The sequence below is a fragment of the Corynebacterium sp. HMSC04H06 genome (assembly GCF_001815935.1).
Taxonomy (GTDB): Bacteria; Actinomycetota; Actinomycetes; order Mycobacteriales; family Mycobacteriaceae; genus Corynebacterium.
Map to the genome: position 1 here is coordinate 387 of NZ_KV823425.1, position 16,687 is coordinate 17,073.

18 protein-coding genes are annotated in these 16,687 nt (G+C 66.6%); 14 read left to right on the forward strand and 4 right to left on the reverse strand.

Features of this window, described 5'->3' with window-relative positions:
- Positions 1-201: 201 nt before the first annotated feature.
- Together HMPREF3067_RS05940 and HMPREF3067_RS05945 are read right to left on the reverse strand one after the other, a co-directional pair.
- Complete coding sequence (locus HMPREF3067_RS05940) at positions 202-1,251, reverse strand: CNNM domain-containing protein (protein ID WP_371259777.1); 1,050 nt, start codon at positions 1,249-1,251, stop codon at positions 202-204.
- Positions 1,251-2,621 (reverse strand): hemolysin family protein, encoded by a 1,371-nt coding sequence (locus HMPREF3067_RS05945; protein ID WP_070768814.1) that lies wholly within the window; start codon positions 2,619-2,621, stop codon positions 1,251-1,253. The genes HMPREF3067_RS05940 and HMPREF3067_RS05945 overlap by 1 nt, the downstream gene beginning before the upstream one ends.
- 165 nt (positions 2,622-2,786) lie before the next feature.
- Here HMPREF3067_RS05945 and hemW point away from each other — a divergent pair, with 165 nt between their 5' ends.
- The 11 genes from hemW (at position 2,787) to HMPREF3067_RS06000 (ending at position 13,112) form a co-directional block, all read left to right on the forward strand.
- Positions 2,787-3,926 (forward strand): radical SAM family heme chaperone HemW, encoded by a 1,140-nt coding sequence (gene hemW, locus HMPREF3067_RS05950; protein WP_070768815.1) that lies wholly within the window; start codon positions 2,787-2,789, stop codon positions 3,924-3,926.
- 10 nt (positions 3,927-3,936) lie between these two features.
- A complete protein-coding gene (gene hrcA, locus HMPREF3067_RS05955; RefSeq protein ID WP_070768816.1) occupies positions 3,937-4,968 on the forward strand; it encodes a heat-inducible transcriptional repressor HrcA in 1,032 nt (343 codons plus the stop codon).
- A gap of 84 nt (positions 4,969-5,052) precedes the next feature.
- On the forward strand, positions 5,053-6,210 hold the full coding sequence (gene dnaJ, locus HMPREF3067_RS05960) for a molecular chaperone DnaJ (RefSeq protein ID WP_070768817.1): 1,158 nt from the start codon (positions 5,053-5,055) through the stop codon (positions 6,208-6,210).
- The gene (locus HMPREF3067_RS05965) at positions 6,210-6,944 is read left to right on the forward strand and encodes a 16S rRNA (uracil(1498)-N(3))-methyltransferase (RefSeq protein WP_070768818.1); all 735 of its coding nucleotides are present in this window, start codon (positions 6,210-6,212) and stop codon (positions 6,942-6,944) included. Before dnaJ ends, HMPREF3067_RS05965 begins: the two co-directional genes overlap by 1 nt.
- A gap of 9 nt (positions 6,945-6,953) precedes the next feature.
- Complete coding sequence (locus tag HMPREF3067_RS05970; protein WP_070768850.1) at positions 6,954-7,937, forward strand: PhoH family protein; 984 nt, start codon at positions 6,954-6,956, stop codon at positions 7,935-7,937.
- A gap of 7 nt (positions 7,938-7,944) precedes the next feature.
- Positions 7,945-8,592 (forward strand): rRNA maturation RNase YbeY, encoded by a 648-nt coding sequence (ybeY, locus tag HMPREF3067_RS05975; RefSeq protein ID WP_070768819.1) that lies wholly within the window; start codon positions 7,945-7,947, stop codon positions 8,590-8,592.
- Between the two features lie 11 nt (positions 8,593-8,603).
- Entirely contained in the window at positions 8,604-9,452 is an 849-nt protein-coding gene (gene pdxY, locus HMPREF3067_RS05980) for a pyridoxal kinase PdxY (RefSeq protein ID WP_070768820.1), read from the forward strand.
- Positions 9,453-9,495: 43 nt separating this feature from the next.
- Entirely contained in the window at positions 9,496-10,443 is a 948-nt protein-coding gene (gene era / locus HMPREF3067_RS05985) for a GTPase Era (protein WP_070768821.1), read from the forward strand.
- A gap of 3 nt (positions 10,444-10,446) precedes the next feature.
- A complete protein-coding gene (recO, locus tag HMPREF3067_RS05990) occupies positions 10,447-11,184 on the forward strand; it encodes a DNA repair protein RecO (RefSeq protein WP_070768822.1) in 738 nt (245 codons plus the stop codon).
- Positions 11,185-11,232: 48 nt separating this feature from the next.
- Positions 11,233-11,985 (forward strand): isoprenyl transferase, encoded by a 753-nt coding sequence (locus tag HMPREF3067_RS05995; RefSeq protein ID WP_246819251.1) that lies wholly within the window; start codon positions 11,233-11,235, stop codon positions 11,983-11,985.
- Positions 11,985-13,112 carry a VIT1/CCC1 transporter family protein gene (locus HMPREF3067_RS06000; protein WP_070768824.1) on the forward strand — a complete coding sequence of 376 codons (1,128 nt, stop codon included), beginning with the start codon at positions 11,985-11,987 and terminating at the stop codon, positions 13,110-13,112. The genes HMPREF3067_RS05995 and HMPREF3067_RS06000 overlap by 1 nt, the downstream gene beginning before the upstream one ends.
- Here the strand turns inward: HMPREF3067_RS06000 and HMPREF3067_RS06005 are convergent.
- Complete coding sequence (locus HMPREF3067_RS06005; protein ID WP_070768825.1) at positions 13,077-13,520, reverse strand: Fur family transcriptional regulator; 444 nt, start codon at positions 13,518-13,520, stop codon at positions 13,077-13,079. The genes HMPREF3067_RS06000 and HMPREF3067_RS06005 overlap by 36 nt on opposite strands.
- A gap of 80 nt (positions 13,521-13,600) precedes the next feature.
- Positions 13,601-13,909, reverse strand: a complete 309-nt coding sequence (locus HMPREF3067_RS06010; RefSeq protein ID WP_070768826.1) for an ArsR/SmtB family transcription factor — start codon at positions 13,907-13,909, stop codon at positions 13,601-13,603.
- Between the two features lie 333 nt (positions 13,910-14,242).
- Here HMPREF3067_RS06010 and HMPREF3067_RS06015 point away from each other — a divergent pair, with 333 nt between their 5' ends.
- The 3 genes from HMPREF3067_RS06015 to HMPREF3067_RS06025 are packed head-to-tail and all read left to right on the forward strand — an operon-like array spanning position 14,243 to position 16,687.
- A complete protein-coding gene (locus HMPREF3067_RS06015; RefSeq protein WP_070768827.1) occupies positions 14,243-15,622 on the forward strand; it encodes a glycine--tRNA ligase in 1,380 nt (459 codons plus the stop codon).
- A gap of 18 nt (positions 15,623-15,640) precedes the next feature.
- Positions 15,641-16,174, forward strand: a complete 534-nt coding sequence (locus HMPREF3067_RS06020; RefSeq protein WP_070768828.1) for a hypothetical protein — start codon at positions 15,641-15,643, stop codon at positions 16,172-16,174.
- Positions 16,175-16,183: 9 nt separating this feature from the next.
- Positions 16,184-16,687 carry a hypothetical protein gene (locus tag HMPREF3067_RS06025; RefSeq protein ID WP_141759338.1) on the forward strand — a complete coding sequence of 168 codons (504 nt, stop codon included), beginning with the start codon at positions 16,184-16,186 and terminating at the stop codon, positions 16,685-16,687.

Below are 16,687 nucleotides of genomic sequence, written 5' to 3' on the forward strand. Positions count from 1 at the left end.
GTCGTTGTCATGACTCACACGCTAGAAGCCAGCGTCAACCCCAACAAGGGCACGATCCCGCGCCTGTGGATAACTCGGGGCAAGCTAACCGACCTGCGCAAACCATCCACAGGCCCAAAACGACCGTTTTTACGGCTTCACCTGCGAAAAAGACCCGCAGACTAGGAATGTGCCCAGGCTGCGGGAAGGCGGGTAGAACTGTTACTTAATCTCGGTGACCTGGTCAAGCTTCTCGGCAATCTGCGGCCACAGCTGACCCATGATGTCGTCCCAGGTCAGTACCCACATCGCGTTGTCCTTGTCGGCCCGGCCGACCACCACGAGCTGCTCGTTGCGGGCGCGCATGTGGTTCAGCGTGTGCTGCACGGTCGTGGCGCCGGCAACGGTCAGGCACGGGCGCGAGAACTCGAGTACCGGGGTCTCCGGGTCGGCGAGTAGGGTGTCGCGGACGTGGACTAGGCGCGGTACACGGGAGGACTTGCTGAAGACGAGCACGCGCATGATGTCCTTGCGCAGCACCAAGTCCTGCAGCTCGCGGACGGTGGTGTCGCTGGGCATGGGGATCACGGCGGAACCGTGCTCGCGGGCGAGCTCGGCGACGGTCGAGGACTCGAGCTCGATGACGCCGGTGATCTGGGAGGCGGATTCGTCGTCCATGGCGCCGGTCTCGCGGGAGTGCTCGACCAAGCTGCGCAGCGTTTCGACGTTGTAGCCGGCGGCCGCCGCGCGGTCGACGGGCTCCTCGCCGGCCAAGCGCACCAGCTGGTTGGCCATCCGGTTGATCCAGGCCAGCAGCGGGCGGAAAACCCAGATGAAGGCGCGGGCGGGGATGGCGATGAGCCGCAAAGCGGTCTCCGGGTGGGTAATCGCCCAGGACTTCGGGGCCATCTCGCCGATGACCAGGTGCAGGAACGTCGCCAGGAACAGCGCGACGATAAACGCCACGATGTCGGCCATCCGCGCGGGCATGCTCAGCGCCTCGAAGACAGGCATCAGCAGGTGGTGGAACCACGGCTTGGTGGCCGCACCCAGGATGAAGGTGGCGGCGGTGATGCCGAGCTGGGAGCCGGCGAGCATCATCGTTAGCTCGTTGAGGCTGCGCAGGCCGGCCCGGGCGCTGCGGGAGTCTTCGGCCATCTCCTCGAGGCGGTTGCGGCGCGCGCCCAGCAGGGAGAACTCGATGACCACGAAGAACGCGGAGGCGACGATGATGACGATCGTCACCAGTAGGTTAAAAACCCAGTTGTCCATTATTTCTCCTCCTCCCGGTACTCTTCGACCAGCTCCAGCGCGAGGCTCGAGGGCACGTGCCGGTCGATCTCCTCGACGCGCACCTTGAGGTGGCGCAGTGGGGCATCGTCGGCGTCGACCCAGTCCTCGGGCTCGGCCTCCAGGTCGATGGTGTGGACCTCTCCGGCCTCGACCAGCGCTCCGGTCTGGGACATCAGCAGCCCGGAGATGGTCTCGTAGTCGCCCTCGGGCAGGTCGTGGCCGATGGCGCGCTCGACCTCGTCTAGCGGCGTGTCGCCGTCGACAATCCAGTGGTTGTCGCCCTGCTCGGTGATTTCCTCGGACTCTTCGATGTCGTGCTCGTCGGTGACATCACCCAGGATTTCCTCGGCCAGGTCCTCGAGCGTAACGATGCCGACAAACCCGCCGTACTCATCAATCACGCACGCCAGTTTCTGGTCCTGGCCGCGCAGCTCGGAGACCAGATCCGGCAGCGGCATCATCTCCGGGACCACGACGGGCTCGCGCATGACTTGGGTGACGGGGGCATCGGCGGCCAGTTCGGAGCCCAGGACGTCGATGAGGTGGACGACGCCGATGGGGTTGTGTTCCTCGTCGACGACGGGGTAGCGGGTGTGGTTGGCGGCCATGAGTGCGCGGACCTCGCCGAGGGTGGTCTCGGGGTCGACGGCGTCGGCGCGGGAACGCGGGATCATCGCGTGCTCGACGTCGTGCTCGGGGAAGTCCAGCAGGCGGTCGAGCACCATGTAGGTGTCCTGGTCCAGGTCGCCGGCCTCGTGGGAGGCGTCCACGATGGATTCGAAGTCGTCGGTGGTGGCCGACGAATCCACGTCGTCGACCGGCTCCACGCGGAACAGGCGCAGGATGGCGTTGGAGGAATACTCGAAGAAGTGGATAATCCAGCCGAAGATGCGCAGGTACCATTGCGTGGAGGCGGCCAGGAAGCGGGCCGACTTCATCGGCGCGGCGATGGTGTAGTTCTTGGGGAACAGCTCCGCGAAGAGCATGCTGGCGATGGTCGACAGCGCCAGCGCCACCACGGTGCCGACGGTGACGGAGACCGACCGCGGCACGCCGACGCCGCCGAGCAGCACGCCTAGGGCCTCGCCGACGAGCGGCTCGGCGACGTAGCCGATGAGCAGGCCGGAAATCGTAATGCCCAGCTGCGCGCCCGAGAGCATGAAGGATGTGCGCTCGGTGATGTGCAGGGCCCGCTGGGCGGTTTTATCCCCGCGGGCGGCCGCGGTGCGAAGCTGCGTGCGGTCGACCGACATGAACGCGAATTCCTGCGCGACGAAATACGCGTTGGCCACAATGATGAGAGCGATGACCACGATGCCCGCTAAGAGCATCAAAGCTGCGGACCACATGGTTTAGACCCCACCGCCTAGATACAGGTAGCGGGGACATCGACTGGGAGGTTCCACCAAAGTAGCCTTTCTTTCCTTGGGGACGGGGATTTTTTACCTTCTTAGACTACATGTATAACCGCCCTGGCCCCCAAGTTTGTTCCCGCTTTCGCTAGGCTGATGCCCATGCAGGATTCCTTTGGGCTCTACATCCACGTCCCGTTTTGCGCCACACGCTGCGGGTATTGCGATTTCAACACCTATACGCCCGGGGAGTTGGGCGCGCCGAATTCGCAGGCCAGCTACCTCGACGCCCTGGACCAGGAACTCGAGCTGGCAGCGGCGAAGGTCCAGCGTCCGGCGGAGACGGTCTTTATCGGCGGCGGCACCCCGTCGCTGCTGGGGGCGGACGGCCTCGCCCGCGTGCTGGACCGCGTGCGCGCGACCTTCGGCCTGGCCAAAGGCGCAGAGGTCACCACGGAATCCAACCCGGAGTCAACGGACCCGGCGTTTTTCGCCGGACTGCGCGAGGCGGGGTTCACGCGGGTGAGCCTGGGGATGCAGTCGGCATCGTCGGCCGTGCTGACGGTGCTGGAGCGCGCCCACACGCCGGGGCGGGCCTTCGACGCGGCCGCCGAGGCCCTAGCCGCCGGCTTCGAGCACGTGAACCTGGACATGATCTACGGCACCCCGGGCGAGACCGACGACGACGTGCGTGCCACCTTGGACCGCGTGTTGGCCACGGGCGTGGACCACGTCAGCGCCTATTCACTCATCGTGGAGGACGGCACCCGCGTGGCCCGCAAGGTCGCCAAGGGCCAGCTGCCCGCCCCCGATGAGGACGTGTTGGCCCGGCGCTACCAGCTCATCGCCGGCGCCCTGGAGGAGGCGGGCTACGGCTGGTACGAGGTCTCCAACTGGGCGAAGCCGGGCGGGGACTGCCGGCACAACCTCATCTACTGGCGCGACGGCGACTGGTGGGGAGCCGGCCCCGGCGCCCACTCCCACCTGGGTAATACCCGCTTTTTCAACGTCAAGCACCCGGCCCGCTACTCCCGCCTGCTTGCCGATGCCGCCCTGCCCATCGCCGGCGAAGAAACCCTCACCGACGCCGACCGGCACACCGAGGCCATCATGCTGGGCCTGCGGTTGAGCGAGGGCATCCCGCGCGACTGGGTGTCGCAGGCTGCCGACGAGGTGGTGGGGCGGCATCGGCAGCGCGGGCTGCTGGAAGAAGCCGACGGGCGGTTAAAGGTCACGGACGCTGGCCGCCTGCTGGCCGACGGGATCATCACCGATATCTTGGTGGCCGAAGACCGCGGGTAGGCTTAAAGGTATGTCTAGCACTACTGATGCGCGCCGCAAGGAAGTCCTGCGTGCCATCGTCGCGGACTATATTGCCAGCCAGGAACCGGTGGGCTCGAAGACCCTGCTGGAGCGCTACCAGCTGGGGGTATCATCGGCGACCATCCGCAACGACATGGCGGCGCTGGAATCCGAAGGCCTTATCACCCAACCCCACGCCAGCTCCGGGCGCGTGCCCACGCAGAAGGGCTACCGCCTCTTCGTGGACGCCATCCACGACTTAAAACCCTTGAGCGCATCGGAGCGCCGGGCCATGCTTAATTTTCTGGAAGGCGGGGTGGACCTGGAGGACGTGCTCTCGCGTTCGGTGCAGCTTTTGGCTCAGGTCACCAAGCAGGCCGCGGTGGTGCAGATGCCGAACCTGCAGGTCTCCCGCGTCAAGCACTGCGAGGTCGTGGCCTTAAGCCCCGTCCGCCTGCTGCTGGTGCTGATTACGGATACCGGCCGGGTGGAACAGCGCAACGTGGCGCTGGACGCGGTCATCGATCCGGACCAGACGCACCGTCTGCGCGAGCTGCTCAACAACGCCCTGGCGGGCAAGACCATCACGGAGGCCTCCCAGTCCCTGGCCGACCTGGTCGACGTCGCCCCGGTGGATATGCGCGGGCACGTGCTTAACAGCGCAACGACGCTGATCGAGACCCTGGTCAACCAGCCGGCCGACCGCTTGCTGCTGGCCGGCACCTCCAACCTGACCCGCCTGGCCCGGGACTTTCCCGAAGGCCTGCCGGGCATTATCGATGCCCTCGAGGAGCAGGTCGTCTTCCTCAAGCTGCTGGCGCGCGTGCCGGATATGGGCAACGTCTCCGTGGTCATCGGGGACGAGCACGAGGCGGACGCCCTGCGCACTTCGTCGGTGGTGACCACCGCCTACGGCACGGACGGCGAGACGCTGGGCGGCCTCGGCGTGGTGGGGCCGACGTTTATGGATTACTCGGGAACAATCGCTAAGGTTTCTGCTGTTGCACGCTATGTCAGCGAAATTCTGGCCGGGGAGAAATAGCCGCTGCAGCAGCTAGTAGGCTGGAAAGCCGCTACAGATTTTTAAACACCCCTATCGACTAAGCAAGTAAGGACGCAATTTACCGTGGCTCGTGACTATTACGGCATTCTGGGCGTGGACAAGTCCGCGTCCGACTCGGAGATTAAGAAGGCCTACCGCAAGCTCGCGCGCAAGTACCACCCGGATGTGAACCCGGGCGACGACGAGGCGGCGGAGAAGTTCCGCGAGGCCTCCCTGGCCCAGGAGGTCCTGCTGGACCCGCAGAAGCGCCAGATCGTGGACATGGGCGGAGATCCCATGGAGCAGCGCGGCGGCGGGCCCGGTGCCGGCGCGGGCGGATTCAGCGGCTTCGGGGGCGGCGGCCTGGGCGATATCTTCGCCGAGTTCTTCGGCGGGGCGGCCGGCGGCTCCCGCGGACCGCGCTCGCGCGTGCAGCCGGGCAACGACGCCCTGCTGCGCACCAGCATCACCCTGGAGGAGGCCTTCACCGGCCTGCAGAAGCAGGTTACCGTGGACACCGCCGTGCTCTGCGACAAGTGCGAGGGCTCCGGCTCGGAGTCCAAGGCCAAGCCGGTGACCTGCCCGACCTGCTCCGGCGCGGGTGAAATCCAGGAGACCCAGCGCAGTTTCCTGGGCAACGTTCTTACCTCGCGCCCGTGCCCGCAGTGCCAAGGCTACGGCGAAATCATCGAGGACCCCTGCAACCACTGCGGCGGCGACGGCCGGGTGAAGAAGCGCCGGGATCTGAAGGTCAATATCCCGGCGGGCATTGGCAACGGCATGCGCATCCGCATGGCCTCCCAGGGCGAGGTCGGCCACGGCGGGGGCCCGGCCGGTGACCTCTACGTGGAGGTTGCTACCCGCCCGCACAAGGTCTTCGAACGCGACGCCGACGACCTGCACGTGACCCTGCGCGTGCCCATGGTGGATGCCGCCCTGGGCACCCAGGTCAAGCTGCCGCACCTAAGCGGCGAGGAGGTCACCGTGGACGTGGCCGCCGGCACGCAGCCGGGCGAGGCCATCGAGATCCCGGGCCAGGGCATGACCCGCCTGCGCACCGAGGGCGCGGGCAACCTGTACGCCCACGTGGACGTGGTGGTCCCGCGCAACCTGGACAAGAAGACCCGCGAGGCGCTGGAGAAGATCCGCGACCGCCAGAACGACTCTGCCACCGTCAAGGAGGAGGGCGACGGCCAGGACGAGTCGCTGTTTTCCCGCCTGCGGGGCCACTTCCGCCGCTAATGTCGCTGCCCGTATTCATCCACCCGGACCTTCGCGGCGCCGCGCCCGGCCAGAGCGTCCACCTAGACGGCGCGGAGGGCCGCCACGCCGTGACGGTCAAGCGGCTCAAACCCACCGAGCAGCTGGAGCTTACCGACGGCACCGGCCGCGTGGTCACCGCGGAGGTCACCGCCACCGCCGGAAAGGACCAGCTGGACGCCGCCGTTACCGCGGTGCGCGCGGAACCGGCCCCGCATCCGAAGGTGGTCGTCGTGCAGGCCATCCCGAAATCGGAGCGCGCCGAACTCGCCGTGGACTTGGCCACCCAGGCCGGCGCGGACGAGATCATCGCCTGGCAGGCCGACCGCTGCGTGGCCAAGTGGGAAGGCAAGAAGATCCCGAAGGCGCTGGCCAAGTGGGAGGCCACGGCCCAGGCGGCGGCCAAGCAGTCCCGCCGGGCGCGCATCCCGCAGGTGCGCGGCCCGGTCAGCACCGGCGAGCTGACCCAGCTGCTGGCCCAGGCCGACCACGCCTTAGTCCTGCACGAGGAGGCCACCCGCAGCATCCGCGAGGCCCAGCTGTCCGGCACGGTCTACCTGCTGGTGGGGCCGGAAGGTGGCATCGGCAGCGCGGAGCTGGAACGCCTGACCCAGGCCGGGGCGCAACCTATCAAGTTGGGGCCGCAGGTGCTGCGGACAGCATCCGCGGCCATGGTGGCCCTGGCGGCTATCGGGGCGTTAACCGAGCGCTGGTAGCCTATGGGCGTGGCTATTGATACCCAAAAAATTGAGCTCGACCCAGTCTACGTCAACGCCGTGCTGGGCACGGCGGATGCGACGCTGCGCGTGCTCAACGACCAGCTGGATGCCGACCTCTTCGCCCGCGGCACCACGGTGACCGTCACGGGCCCCGACTTCGAGATCGCCCGGGCGGTCAAGGTCTTCGACGAGCTGGAGGCCATCGCCCGCCGCGGGCACGCCATCTCCCCGGAGACGGTCAAGCACACCGTGGCCATGATCGAGACGGAGGCACCGCTGTCGGTCAGCCAGGCGCTGGCTGCGGATATTATCTCGCGTCGCGGCAAGACCATCCGGCCGAAGACGGTGGGGCAGAGCCGGTACGTGCAGGCCATTGATGATCACACGGTGGTCTTCGGCATCGGCCCGGCCGGCTCCGGCAAGACCTACCTGGCCGTGGCCAAGGCCGTCCAGGCGCTGCAGAACAAGCAGGTCCAGCGCATCATCCTGACCCGCCCGGCCGTCGAGGCGGGAGAAAAGCTGGGATTTTTGCCCGGCACCTTAAACGACAAGATCGACCCCTACCTGCGCCCGCTCTACGACGCGCTGCGGGACATGCTGGACCCAGAGATGATTCCGAAGCTGATGGACGCCGGCATCATCGAGGTCGCCCCGCTGGCCTATATGCGCGGCCGCACGCTCAACGATGCCTTCGTCATCCTCGACGAGGCTCAAAACACCACGCCCGAGCAGATGAAGATGTTCTTGACCCGCCTAGGCTTTGGCTCGACCATCGTGGTCACCGGCGACGTCTCCCAGGTGGACCTGCCGCGCGGGCAGGTCTCCGGGCTGAAGACCGTGCGCCGCATCCTAGACGGGGTGGACGATATTTATTTCGCGGATCTCGGTTCCCACGACGTGGTGCGCCACGCGCTGGTCGGGCGGATTGTCAATGCTTACGATGCCTACGATGCCGCCACCGAGCGCGACCGCCAGAAGCAGGAGGGGTAGAAAAACCATGGCCATTGAATTTGTCAACGAGTCCGGCTACGCCGGCGTGAACGAGGAAATGCTGGGCGACGTCGCCAGCTTCGCCCTGGCGCAGATGGACGTCAGCCCGGAGGCCGAGGCGACCATCTCCGCGGTCGATCTGGCCACAATCGAGGACATGCACGTGCGCTGGATGGACCTGGCCGGGCCCACGGACGTGATGAGCTTCCCGATGGACGAGGTCACCCCGGGCTCGAGCACCGGCACCCTGCGCCCGGATGCGCCGGCGGCCGCCGACGGCTTCGGCCCGGCGATGCTGGGCGATATCGTCCTGTGTCCCGAATTCGCCGAGCGCCAGGCCCAGGCCGCCGGCCACTCGCTGGGCCACGAGCTGGCGCTTTTGACCGTGCACGGGGTGCTGCACCTGCTGGGCTACGACCACGCCACCCCCGCGCAGGAAAAGGAGATGTTCGGCCTGCAGAACGAGCTGCTGGCCAACTGGTACGACGACCTGTCCGCGCGCGGGGTGAGCTACCAGCCCAAGCCGACCGGCCCGCGGGCGTTCCCCTCCGCGGCCGACCGCGCGGACCTGGACCGCCAGGTGCCCGCCGGTGGCATCCCGCCGGTGGGGGAGCCGGTGGCCAAACCGGACAACAGTGACGTAGACGACGACTAGACTTATCTGCCATGAGTATCCTTTCCATCCAGTCCCATGTGGCCTACGGGCACGTGGGGAACTCCGCTGCCGTCTTTCCCCTCCAACGCGCCGGCCACGAGGTCTGGCCCGTGCACACCGTTAATTTCTCGAACCACACCGGCTACGGTGACTGGGGCGGGCCGCAGCTGCCGGCCGCGCAGGTCACGGAGATCATCGACGGCATCGAGCGCCGCGGCGCCTTCCCGGATGTCGCGGCGGTGCTGTCCGGCTACCAGGGCGGCTCCGATATCGCGGAGGTCATCATCGACGCCGTGCGCCGGGTCAAGAAGGCCAACCCGCAGGCGCTGTACGCCTGCGACCCGGTGATGGGCAACGAGAAGTCCGGCTGCTTCGTCTCCGACGAGATCCCGCCGCTGCTGCGCGATAAAATCTTGCCGGTCGCCGACATCATCTTCCCGAATCAGTTCGAGCTGGGCTACCTGACCGGCCAGCCGACCGGCACGCTGGACGAGACCCTGCAGGCGGTCAAGGTGGCCCAGGAGATCGGCCCGCGCGTGGTCCTGGTGACCTCCGTCGAGCGGCCCGAAACCCCGGAGGATAAAGTGGAGATGATCGCCGTGGACGGCGACCGCGCCTTTACGGTGACCACCCCGCGCCTGCCGGTCAAGTACAACGGCTCCGGCGACGTGACCGCCGCCTTGTTCACCGGCCACTACGTGCGCCACCAAGACGCGCACGCCGCGCTGAAGGCCACGGCCTCCCAGGTCTACGATCTGCTGCGCACCACCTACGAGGCGGACTCGCGCGAGCTGGAGCTCATCGCCGCTCAGGACTGCTTTGCCCACCCGCAGCTGCAGTTCAGCGTGGACGAACTCTAGGTTTTCCTGCCCCCGCGCGTGACCTTGTAGGATAGTTCCCACGATGACTAATGAAACATTCTTGGCCGGCACGGCCGGCACCCCGGAGGGCTTCCGCTCCGGGTTCGTCAGCTTCGTCGGCCGCCCGAACACCGGCAAGTCCACCCTCACCAACGCGCTGGTGGGGCAGAAGATCGCCATCACCGCGGATCAGCCGGAGACCACGCGTCACCCGATCCGCGGGCTGGTGCACCGCGATAATGCCCAGATCATCGTGGTGGACACGCCCGGCCTGCACCGGCCGCGTACGCTGTTGGGCGAGCGCCTCAACGAGGCCGTCAAGGACACCTACGCCGACGTCGACGTCATTGGCATGACTGTGCCGGCGGACGAAAAGATTGGCCCGGGAGATCGCTGGATCCTGGACAACGTCAAAAAGGTCGCCCCGCGCACCCCGGTGGTCGGGATCGTGACCAAGCTGGACAAGGCCACCAAGGACCAGGTCGGCGCGCAGCTTCTGGCCCTGCACGAGCTGCTTAGCCAGGACGACCCGGATGCGGTGGTCATCCCGGTCTCCGCGCGGGAAAATACGCAGATCGATGAGCTCATCGGCGTGCTGACCGAGGCGCTGCCGGAGGGCCCGAAGTTCTACCCGGACGACCACGTCACCGACGACGACCGGGACACTCGCATTTCGGAGCTCATCCGCGAGGCCGCGCTGTCCGGGCTCAAGGACGAGCTGCCGCACTCGGTGGCCGTGGAGGTCGACGAGATCCTGCCCGATCCGGAGCGCGAGGGCGTGCTCGACGTCCACGCCGTGCTGTACGTGGAGCGCCCGGGCCAAAAGCGCATCATCGAGGGCAAGGACGGGCGCCGGATGCGCCGGATCGTGGGCAACGCCCGCAAGGAAATCATCTCCCTGCTGGGCCAGAACATCTACCTGGATCTGCGCATCAAGGTGCTCAAGAACTGGCAGTCCGACCCGAAGTCGCTGGGCCGGCTGGGCTTTTAGGCCATGTCGCGGGCGTCGTACCGGGACCGCGCCTGGGTCATCCGCACCTACGATTTCGGCGAGGCCGACCGCGTGGTGGTGCTGCTGACCCGCGAGCACGGGCTGGTCCGGTCCGTGGCCAAGGGGGTGCGCCGGGCCAAGTCCCGGTTCGGGTCCCGGCTGCAGCACTTCGTCAACCTGGACGTGCAGCTCTACCCGGGCCGCAACCTGGCCACCATCTCCCAGGCCGACACCGTGGAGTACTACGGGGCCAAGATCACCTATGATTACGACCGCTACACCGCGGCCTGCGCGGCCCTGGAGTCCGCTGAGCGCCTGGCCGCCACGGACACTGACCCGTACCTGTATGAGGCCCTGCGCGCGACATTTAGCCTGCTGCAGACCGATGCCGATCCCACCGCCGTGCTGGATTCCTTCCTGCTGCAGGCAATGGCGCATGCCGGCTGGGCGCCTAGCCTCTTCGACTGCGCCCAGTGCGGGGCGCCAGGACCCCACCACGCCTTCCACCCCGCCGTCGGCGGAGCGGCCTGCCACCAGTGCCGCCCGCCCGGGGCGGCGGAGGTGGACCCGGAGACCCTGCACGTGATGTGGTTGCTGGCGCATGACCGGCTGGGGCAGGCGGAGGCATCGATAGCCGCGGTGCCCACGCGTGGGGCCCAGGCCCACCAGCTGACGCGGGCGCACCTGCAGTGGCACATCGAGCACAAGGTCACGGCGCTGTCGGTGATGGATCAGAGCTAACCGCACCGCTTGCAGCAAGGCGGTGTACAGGCAGTAGAATGGGTGGCTGTGATTACTCCCGATCCGAACCGAGTCCTGCACCCGCCGCAGATCCCTGCCGAATTTATGCCGAAGCACATCGCGCTCGTCATGGACGGCAACGGCCGCTGGGCGCAGGAGCGCGGCATGGCGCGTACCGAGGGGCACAAGCGCGGCGAGGCGGTGCTGTTGGACGCCGTCGACGCCTGCCTGGCCATGGGCGTGGACTACCTGTCGGCCTACGCCTTCTCCACGGAGAACTGGCGGCGCAGCCCCGAAGAGGTGCGCTTTTTGATGGGCTTTAACCGTGACGTCCTGCGGCGCCAGCGCGGCTGGCTGCACGAGAAGGGCGTGCGCGTGGTCTGGGCCGGGCGGCGCCCGCGCCTGTGGCGCAGCGTGGTGCGTGAGCTGGAGGCGGCCGAGGAGCTTACCCGCGACAACACGCGGATGACCCTGGTGATGTGCGTGAACTACGGCGGCCGGGCCGAGTTGGTCGACGGCATGCGGGTCATTGCGGACAAGGTCGCGCGTGGGGAGATGCGCCCGCGCGAGATTAACGAAGAGACCATTGCCCAGTACCTCTACGACCCGAACATGCCGGACGTGGACCTTTTCCTGCGCCCGTCGGGGGAGAAGCGGACCTCGAACTTCCTGCTGTGGGAGTCGGCCTACGCGGAGATGATCTACCAGGACAAGCTCTTCCCGGACTTCACGCCGGAGGACATGTTCGCCGCCGTAGAGGAGTACGCGCGCCGCGACCGTCGCTTCGGGGGGACGAAGTAGTGGCTGTTCCGGGCGAGCCGACCAAGCAGCAGATCAACCGCTGGCGGCGCTACCTGGCCAACGAGCGCGCCGAGGCGGCGGTCTACCGCGAGCTGGCGCGCAAGAAGGTCGGCGAGGAGCGCTCCATCCTGCTGCAGCTGGCGGAGTCGGAATCCCGGCACGAGCAGTACTGGCGGGACAAGTTAGGGGATGCCGTCGGTTTCCCGCGCAAGCCGGACCTGGGCACGCGGGCGCTGGGCTTTATGGCGCAGCACTTCGGATCCGTGTTCACGCTGGCGCTGATGCAGACGGCGGAAACGCGTACTCCCTATACGGACGATATCGACGCCAGCGACCAGATGGCCGCGGACGAGCACGTCCACGCCGAGGTCGTGCGCGGGCTGGCCACGCGCGGGCGCGAGAAGATGTCGGGCAATTTCCGCGCCGCCGTCTTCGGCGCCAACGACGGGCTGGTCTCCAACCTGGCGCTGGTCATTGGCGTGATGGGCTCGGGCGCGGCATCGACGTCGGTGCTGCTGACGGGAATTTCCGGCCTACTGGCCGGCGCGCTGTCCATGGCGGCGGGCGAATACGTCTCGGTGAAGTCCCAAAGCGAGCTGCTGGAGGCCTCCCGCCCGGCGCCGGACGCCCACACGCTGGTGCCGGACCTGGACGTCAACGCCAACGAACTCGCGCTCATCTACCGGGCCCGCGGCATGGGCGCAGAGGCCGCGGAGACCAAGGCCCAGGAGGTCTTCGACAAGATGCAGGCCCGCCAGCGCGCCGCGCACCCCTCGGCGGGGCTGGGCGCGATGGGCCTGCCGGCTGCGGACGCCGCGGGTGAGGCCGACGGCGGGGCGCCGGGGGTCATCGGCCAGGCCTGGTCGGCGGCGCTGTCGAGCTTCTGTTTCTTCGCTACCGGCGCGTTTATCCCGATCATCCCGTTCCTCTTCGGGGCCTCGACCACCGTGGGCGCGGTGGTCGCGCTAGTGCTGGTGGCCATCGCCTTGATGTTTACCGGCGGCGTGGTGGGGGTAATCTCCGGCAAGCCGCCGCTGAAGCGGGCGCTGCGCCAGCTTGTTATCGGGCTGGGCGCGGCCGGGATTACCTACCTACTCGGCGTCGGCTTCGCTGCCCTTATTGGCTAGGCGGCACTGGCGGCAGGTGCCGAAGATTTCGGCGTCGTGGCCGGTCAGCTCGAAGTCGTAGTCCTTGGCGATGCGCGCCGCCCAGTTCTCGATGGGGCCGCCGTCGATTTCTTCGGTGCGGCCGCACTTGGTGCAGACCAAGTGGTGGTGGTGCGCGTCGGAGTCGCAGTGGCGGTAGAGGGTCTCGCCGTTGGGCATGTGGAGGGCATCGACGGCATCGATATCGCTCAAGGACTGCAGGGTGCGGTAGACGGTGGTCAGGCCCACCTTTTCCTGGCGCTGCTGGAGCGCGAAGTGGATGTCCTTGGCGGAGGCGAATTTCTCCATGTCCCGCAGGACCTCGATGACGGCGGTGCGCTGACGGGTGTTGCGGGCGCCCAGCTTGGGGATACTGCTTTGGATGGCCATACCGGCTAGTTTACCAGCGTTGATACATCTACAACTATCTCTACGACTAGGCAGAGCGCGCCGTTGGCCCGGCCCGCCGGTTAGCCTTCGGCCTCGAGGGTGGCGCTGAGCGCGGCGGCCTGGCGGTAGATGTCGAGGATTTCCTCGGCGGCGAGCCGGTAGGTGACCTCGCGCCCGGAGCGCTCGGCGCGGACCAGGCCGGCCTGCTTGAGTACGCGCAGGTGCTGGCTGATGAGCGGCTGGGATTTGTCGAGCGCCTCGACCAGCTCGTGGACGAAGTGTTCGCGCTCGCGGAGAAGGAGGAGGATGTGGAGCCTGAGCGGTGAATCGAGCGCGCTGAGAACCCGGACCGCGGGTTCAACGTCGGCGGCGTCCTGCTTTCTACACATGTGCGGGTGTTCTTTCTCCTGCGGGCGCGGGGTATAGGAAATTTTTACTCTTGCATTAGACCAATGATGGGCTAACTTCTATAAATTATCGCCATACTGCAACGCCAAGATATACCAAATCCATATTGCTTAGTGTAGTCACAATGATAAACTGGCCGTCTAACAGGCGGCCGAAATAATAGATGGTTACCCCCGTCCACATTGTTTGGATTGGGTGGTCCCAGAGTGCCCCCGCTGCGAGTCGGGATCGCCAACACGCTAGACTATGGGTGACCTATATCCCCTGCAGCCGGCCGGGGATTGAAATCCCGACTAGAGGAGTCAGAAACACTCATGGCATCCGTCATTGATACCGTAGTTAACCTGTGTAAACGACGTGGTTTGGTCTACCAGGCGGGTGAAATCTATGGCGGTTCCCGCTCGGCGTGGGACTACGGCCCGCTGGGGGTGGAGCTCAAGGAAAACATCAAGCGCCAATGGTGGCGCCACATGGTCCAGTCCCGCGACGACGTCGTGGGCATTGACTCCTCCATCATCCTGCCGCGTCAGACTTGGGTGTCCTCCGGCCACGTCGAGGTCTTCACGGACCCGCTGGTGGAGTCCCTCTATACCCACAAGCGCTACCGCGCGGACCACCTGCTGGAGGCCTACGAGGAAAAGCACGGCCACGCTCCGGAAAACGGCCTAGCCGATATCAACGACCCGGAGACCGGCCAGCCCGGCAACTGGACCGAGCCGAAGGCCTTCTCCGGCCTGTTGAAGACCTACCTGGGCCCGGTCGACGACGAGGAGGGCCTGCATTACCTGCGCCCGGAGACCGCCCAGGGCATCTTCGTCAACTTCAAAAACGTGCTGACCTCGGCGCGTATGAAGCCGCCGTTCGGTATCGCCAACATCGGCAAGTCTTTCCGCAACGAGATTACGCCGGGCAACTTCATCTTCCGCACCCGCGAGTTCGAGCAGATGGAGATGGAGTTCTTCGTCAAGCCGGGCGAGGACGAGCAGTGGCACCAGTACTGGATCGATGACCGCTACAACTGGTATGTCGATCTGGGCATTAACCCGGAGAACCTGCGCCTGTACGAGCACCCGAAGGAGAAGCTGTCCCACTACTCCAAGCGCACGGTGGACGTGGAATACGCCTTCGGCTTCACCGGCTCCAAGTGGGGCGAGCTCGAGGGCGTGGCCAACCGTACGGACTACGACCTGCGCGTACACGCGGAAGGCTCCGGCGAGGACCTGTCCTACTACGACCAGCAGGCCGACGAGCGCTGGATCCCGTACGTCATCGAGCCGGCCGCCGGCCTGGGCCGCTCCATGATGGCCTTCCTGGTGGACGCCTACCACGAGGAGGAGGCCCCGAACGCGAAGGGCGGCACCGACAAGCGCGTCGTGCTGCGCCTGGACCGCCGCCTGTCGCCGGTCAAGGTCGCGGTCCTGCCGCTGTCCAAGAAGCCAGAGCTGTCCACCCCGGCCAAGGAGCTGGCGGACAAGCTGCGCGCGCACTGGAACATCGACTACGACGTCTCTGGCGCCATCGGCCGCCGCTACCGCCGCCAGGACGAGATCGGCACGCCGTTCTGCGTGACCTTCGACTTCGACTCCCTGGAGGACGGCGCGGTCACCGTGCGCGAGCGCGACACCATGGAGCAGGAGCGCGTCAAAATTGACGAGCTGGAAGCCTACCTGGCCGCTCGCCTCATCGGCTGCTAAGAGGGAGAAGGCGCAACCATGCACTTCACCAGTTGGGACCGCAGCGACAAGGAGCGGCCGACATTGCTGGTGGGCCGCGGGCCGGAGGAGCTGGCCTCCTTCACCGCCTCCGGCGCGGAGGTCGATAGCCAGCACTGGCGCACCGAAGTCGATGAGCAGCTGGGAGCCTCAGCCACCTCGGACGACGGGCGCACCTACCGCCTGGCCGGCAACCTGAAAAAGGACAAGACCCTACAGGCCTCCCTGGAGGGTCGCACCTTCAGCCTGGTCAACGAGTCGGGCAGCAACTGGGTCATCTTCGACGTCAATGACCACAAGGTCGCCCAGTTCAGCGGCGCCAACAACGGCGTGCGCGAGGCGATCCTGGAATTCGCAAACGACGAGGATGATTCCGACCCGGACTCCGCGCTGGAGTTGAGCCGCCAGGAGGTGGCGGCGCTGAGCTGGTTTAGCCGCGTCGTCCTGGAGAACCGGTTGTCCCAGCGCTCCGTGGCCATCATCGGCACCTTGGTTTTGCTCTCTGCGGTGGCGGTGCTGGCGGTTCTGATTTAAACTGCATCCGTGAATGACAAGGCGGGTGTATTTAACGGGCACTCCGGCCACCGGGTAGAGGCCCAATTGCGCTGGAGCGGTGGTCGTTTGCTGGATGAGGCAGACGGCGTCATCGCCAGGGCTAACGACGAGGTCCTCACCGTGGCCGAAGATCATCTGCTGCTAGAGAACCTGGGCAGCCAGATGTGCTTCCGTCTGCGCGGAACGTCCTCCCAGGGAACGTTTTTCAACCTCCAGCAGACCACCTTCTCGGTCTCCCGGCTGTCCGCCACCTGCGGGCCCCACCGCTACATCCTGGAGCGGACCCGGCCCTTTAAGCGGGAACGCTGCGTGAAGGTCCTGGGCGCGGGGGAGGACGCCCCGGTGACCATCGCGCGCACCAGCCCGGAGCTGGGCGGGGACCTTGTGATCACCCGCACCCCGGCCGGCGAGGCCCTCCCGCTGGCGGACCTGGCCTTTTTGACCTGGGGGATTAGCCTGGTGGACCTGCCGCGCCAGACCCGGCGCATCTAG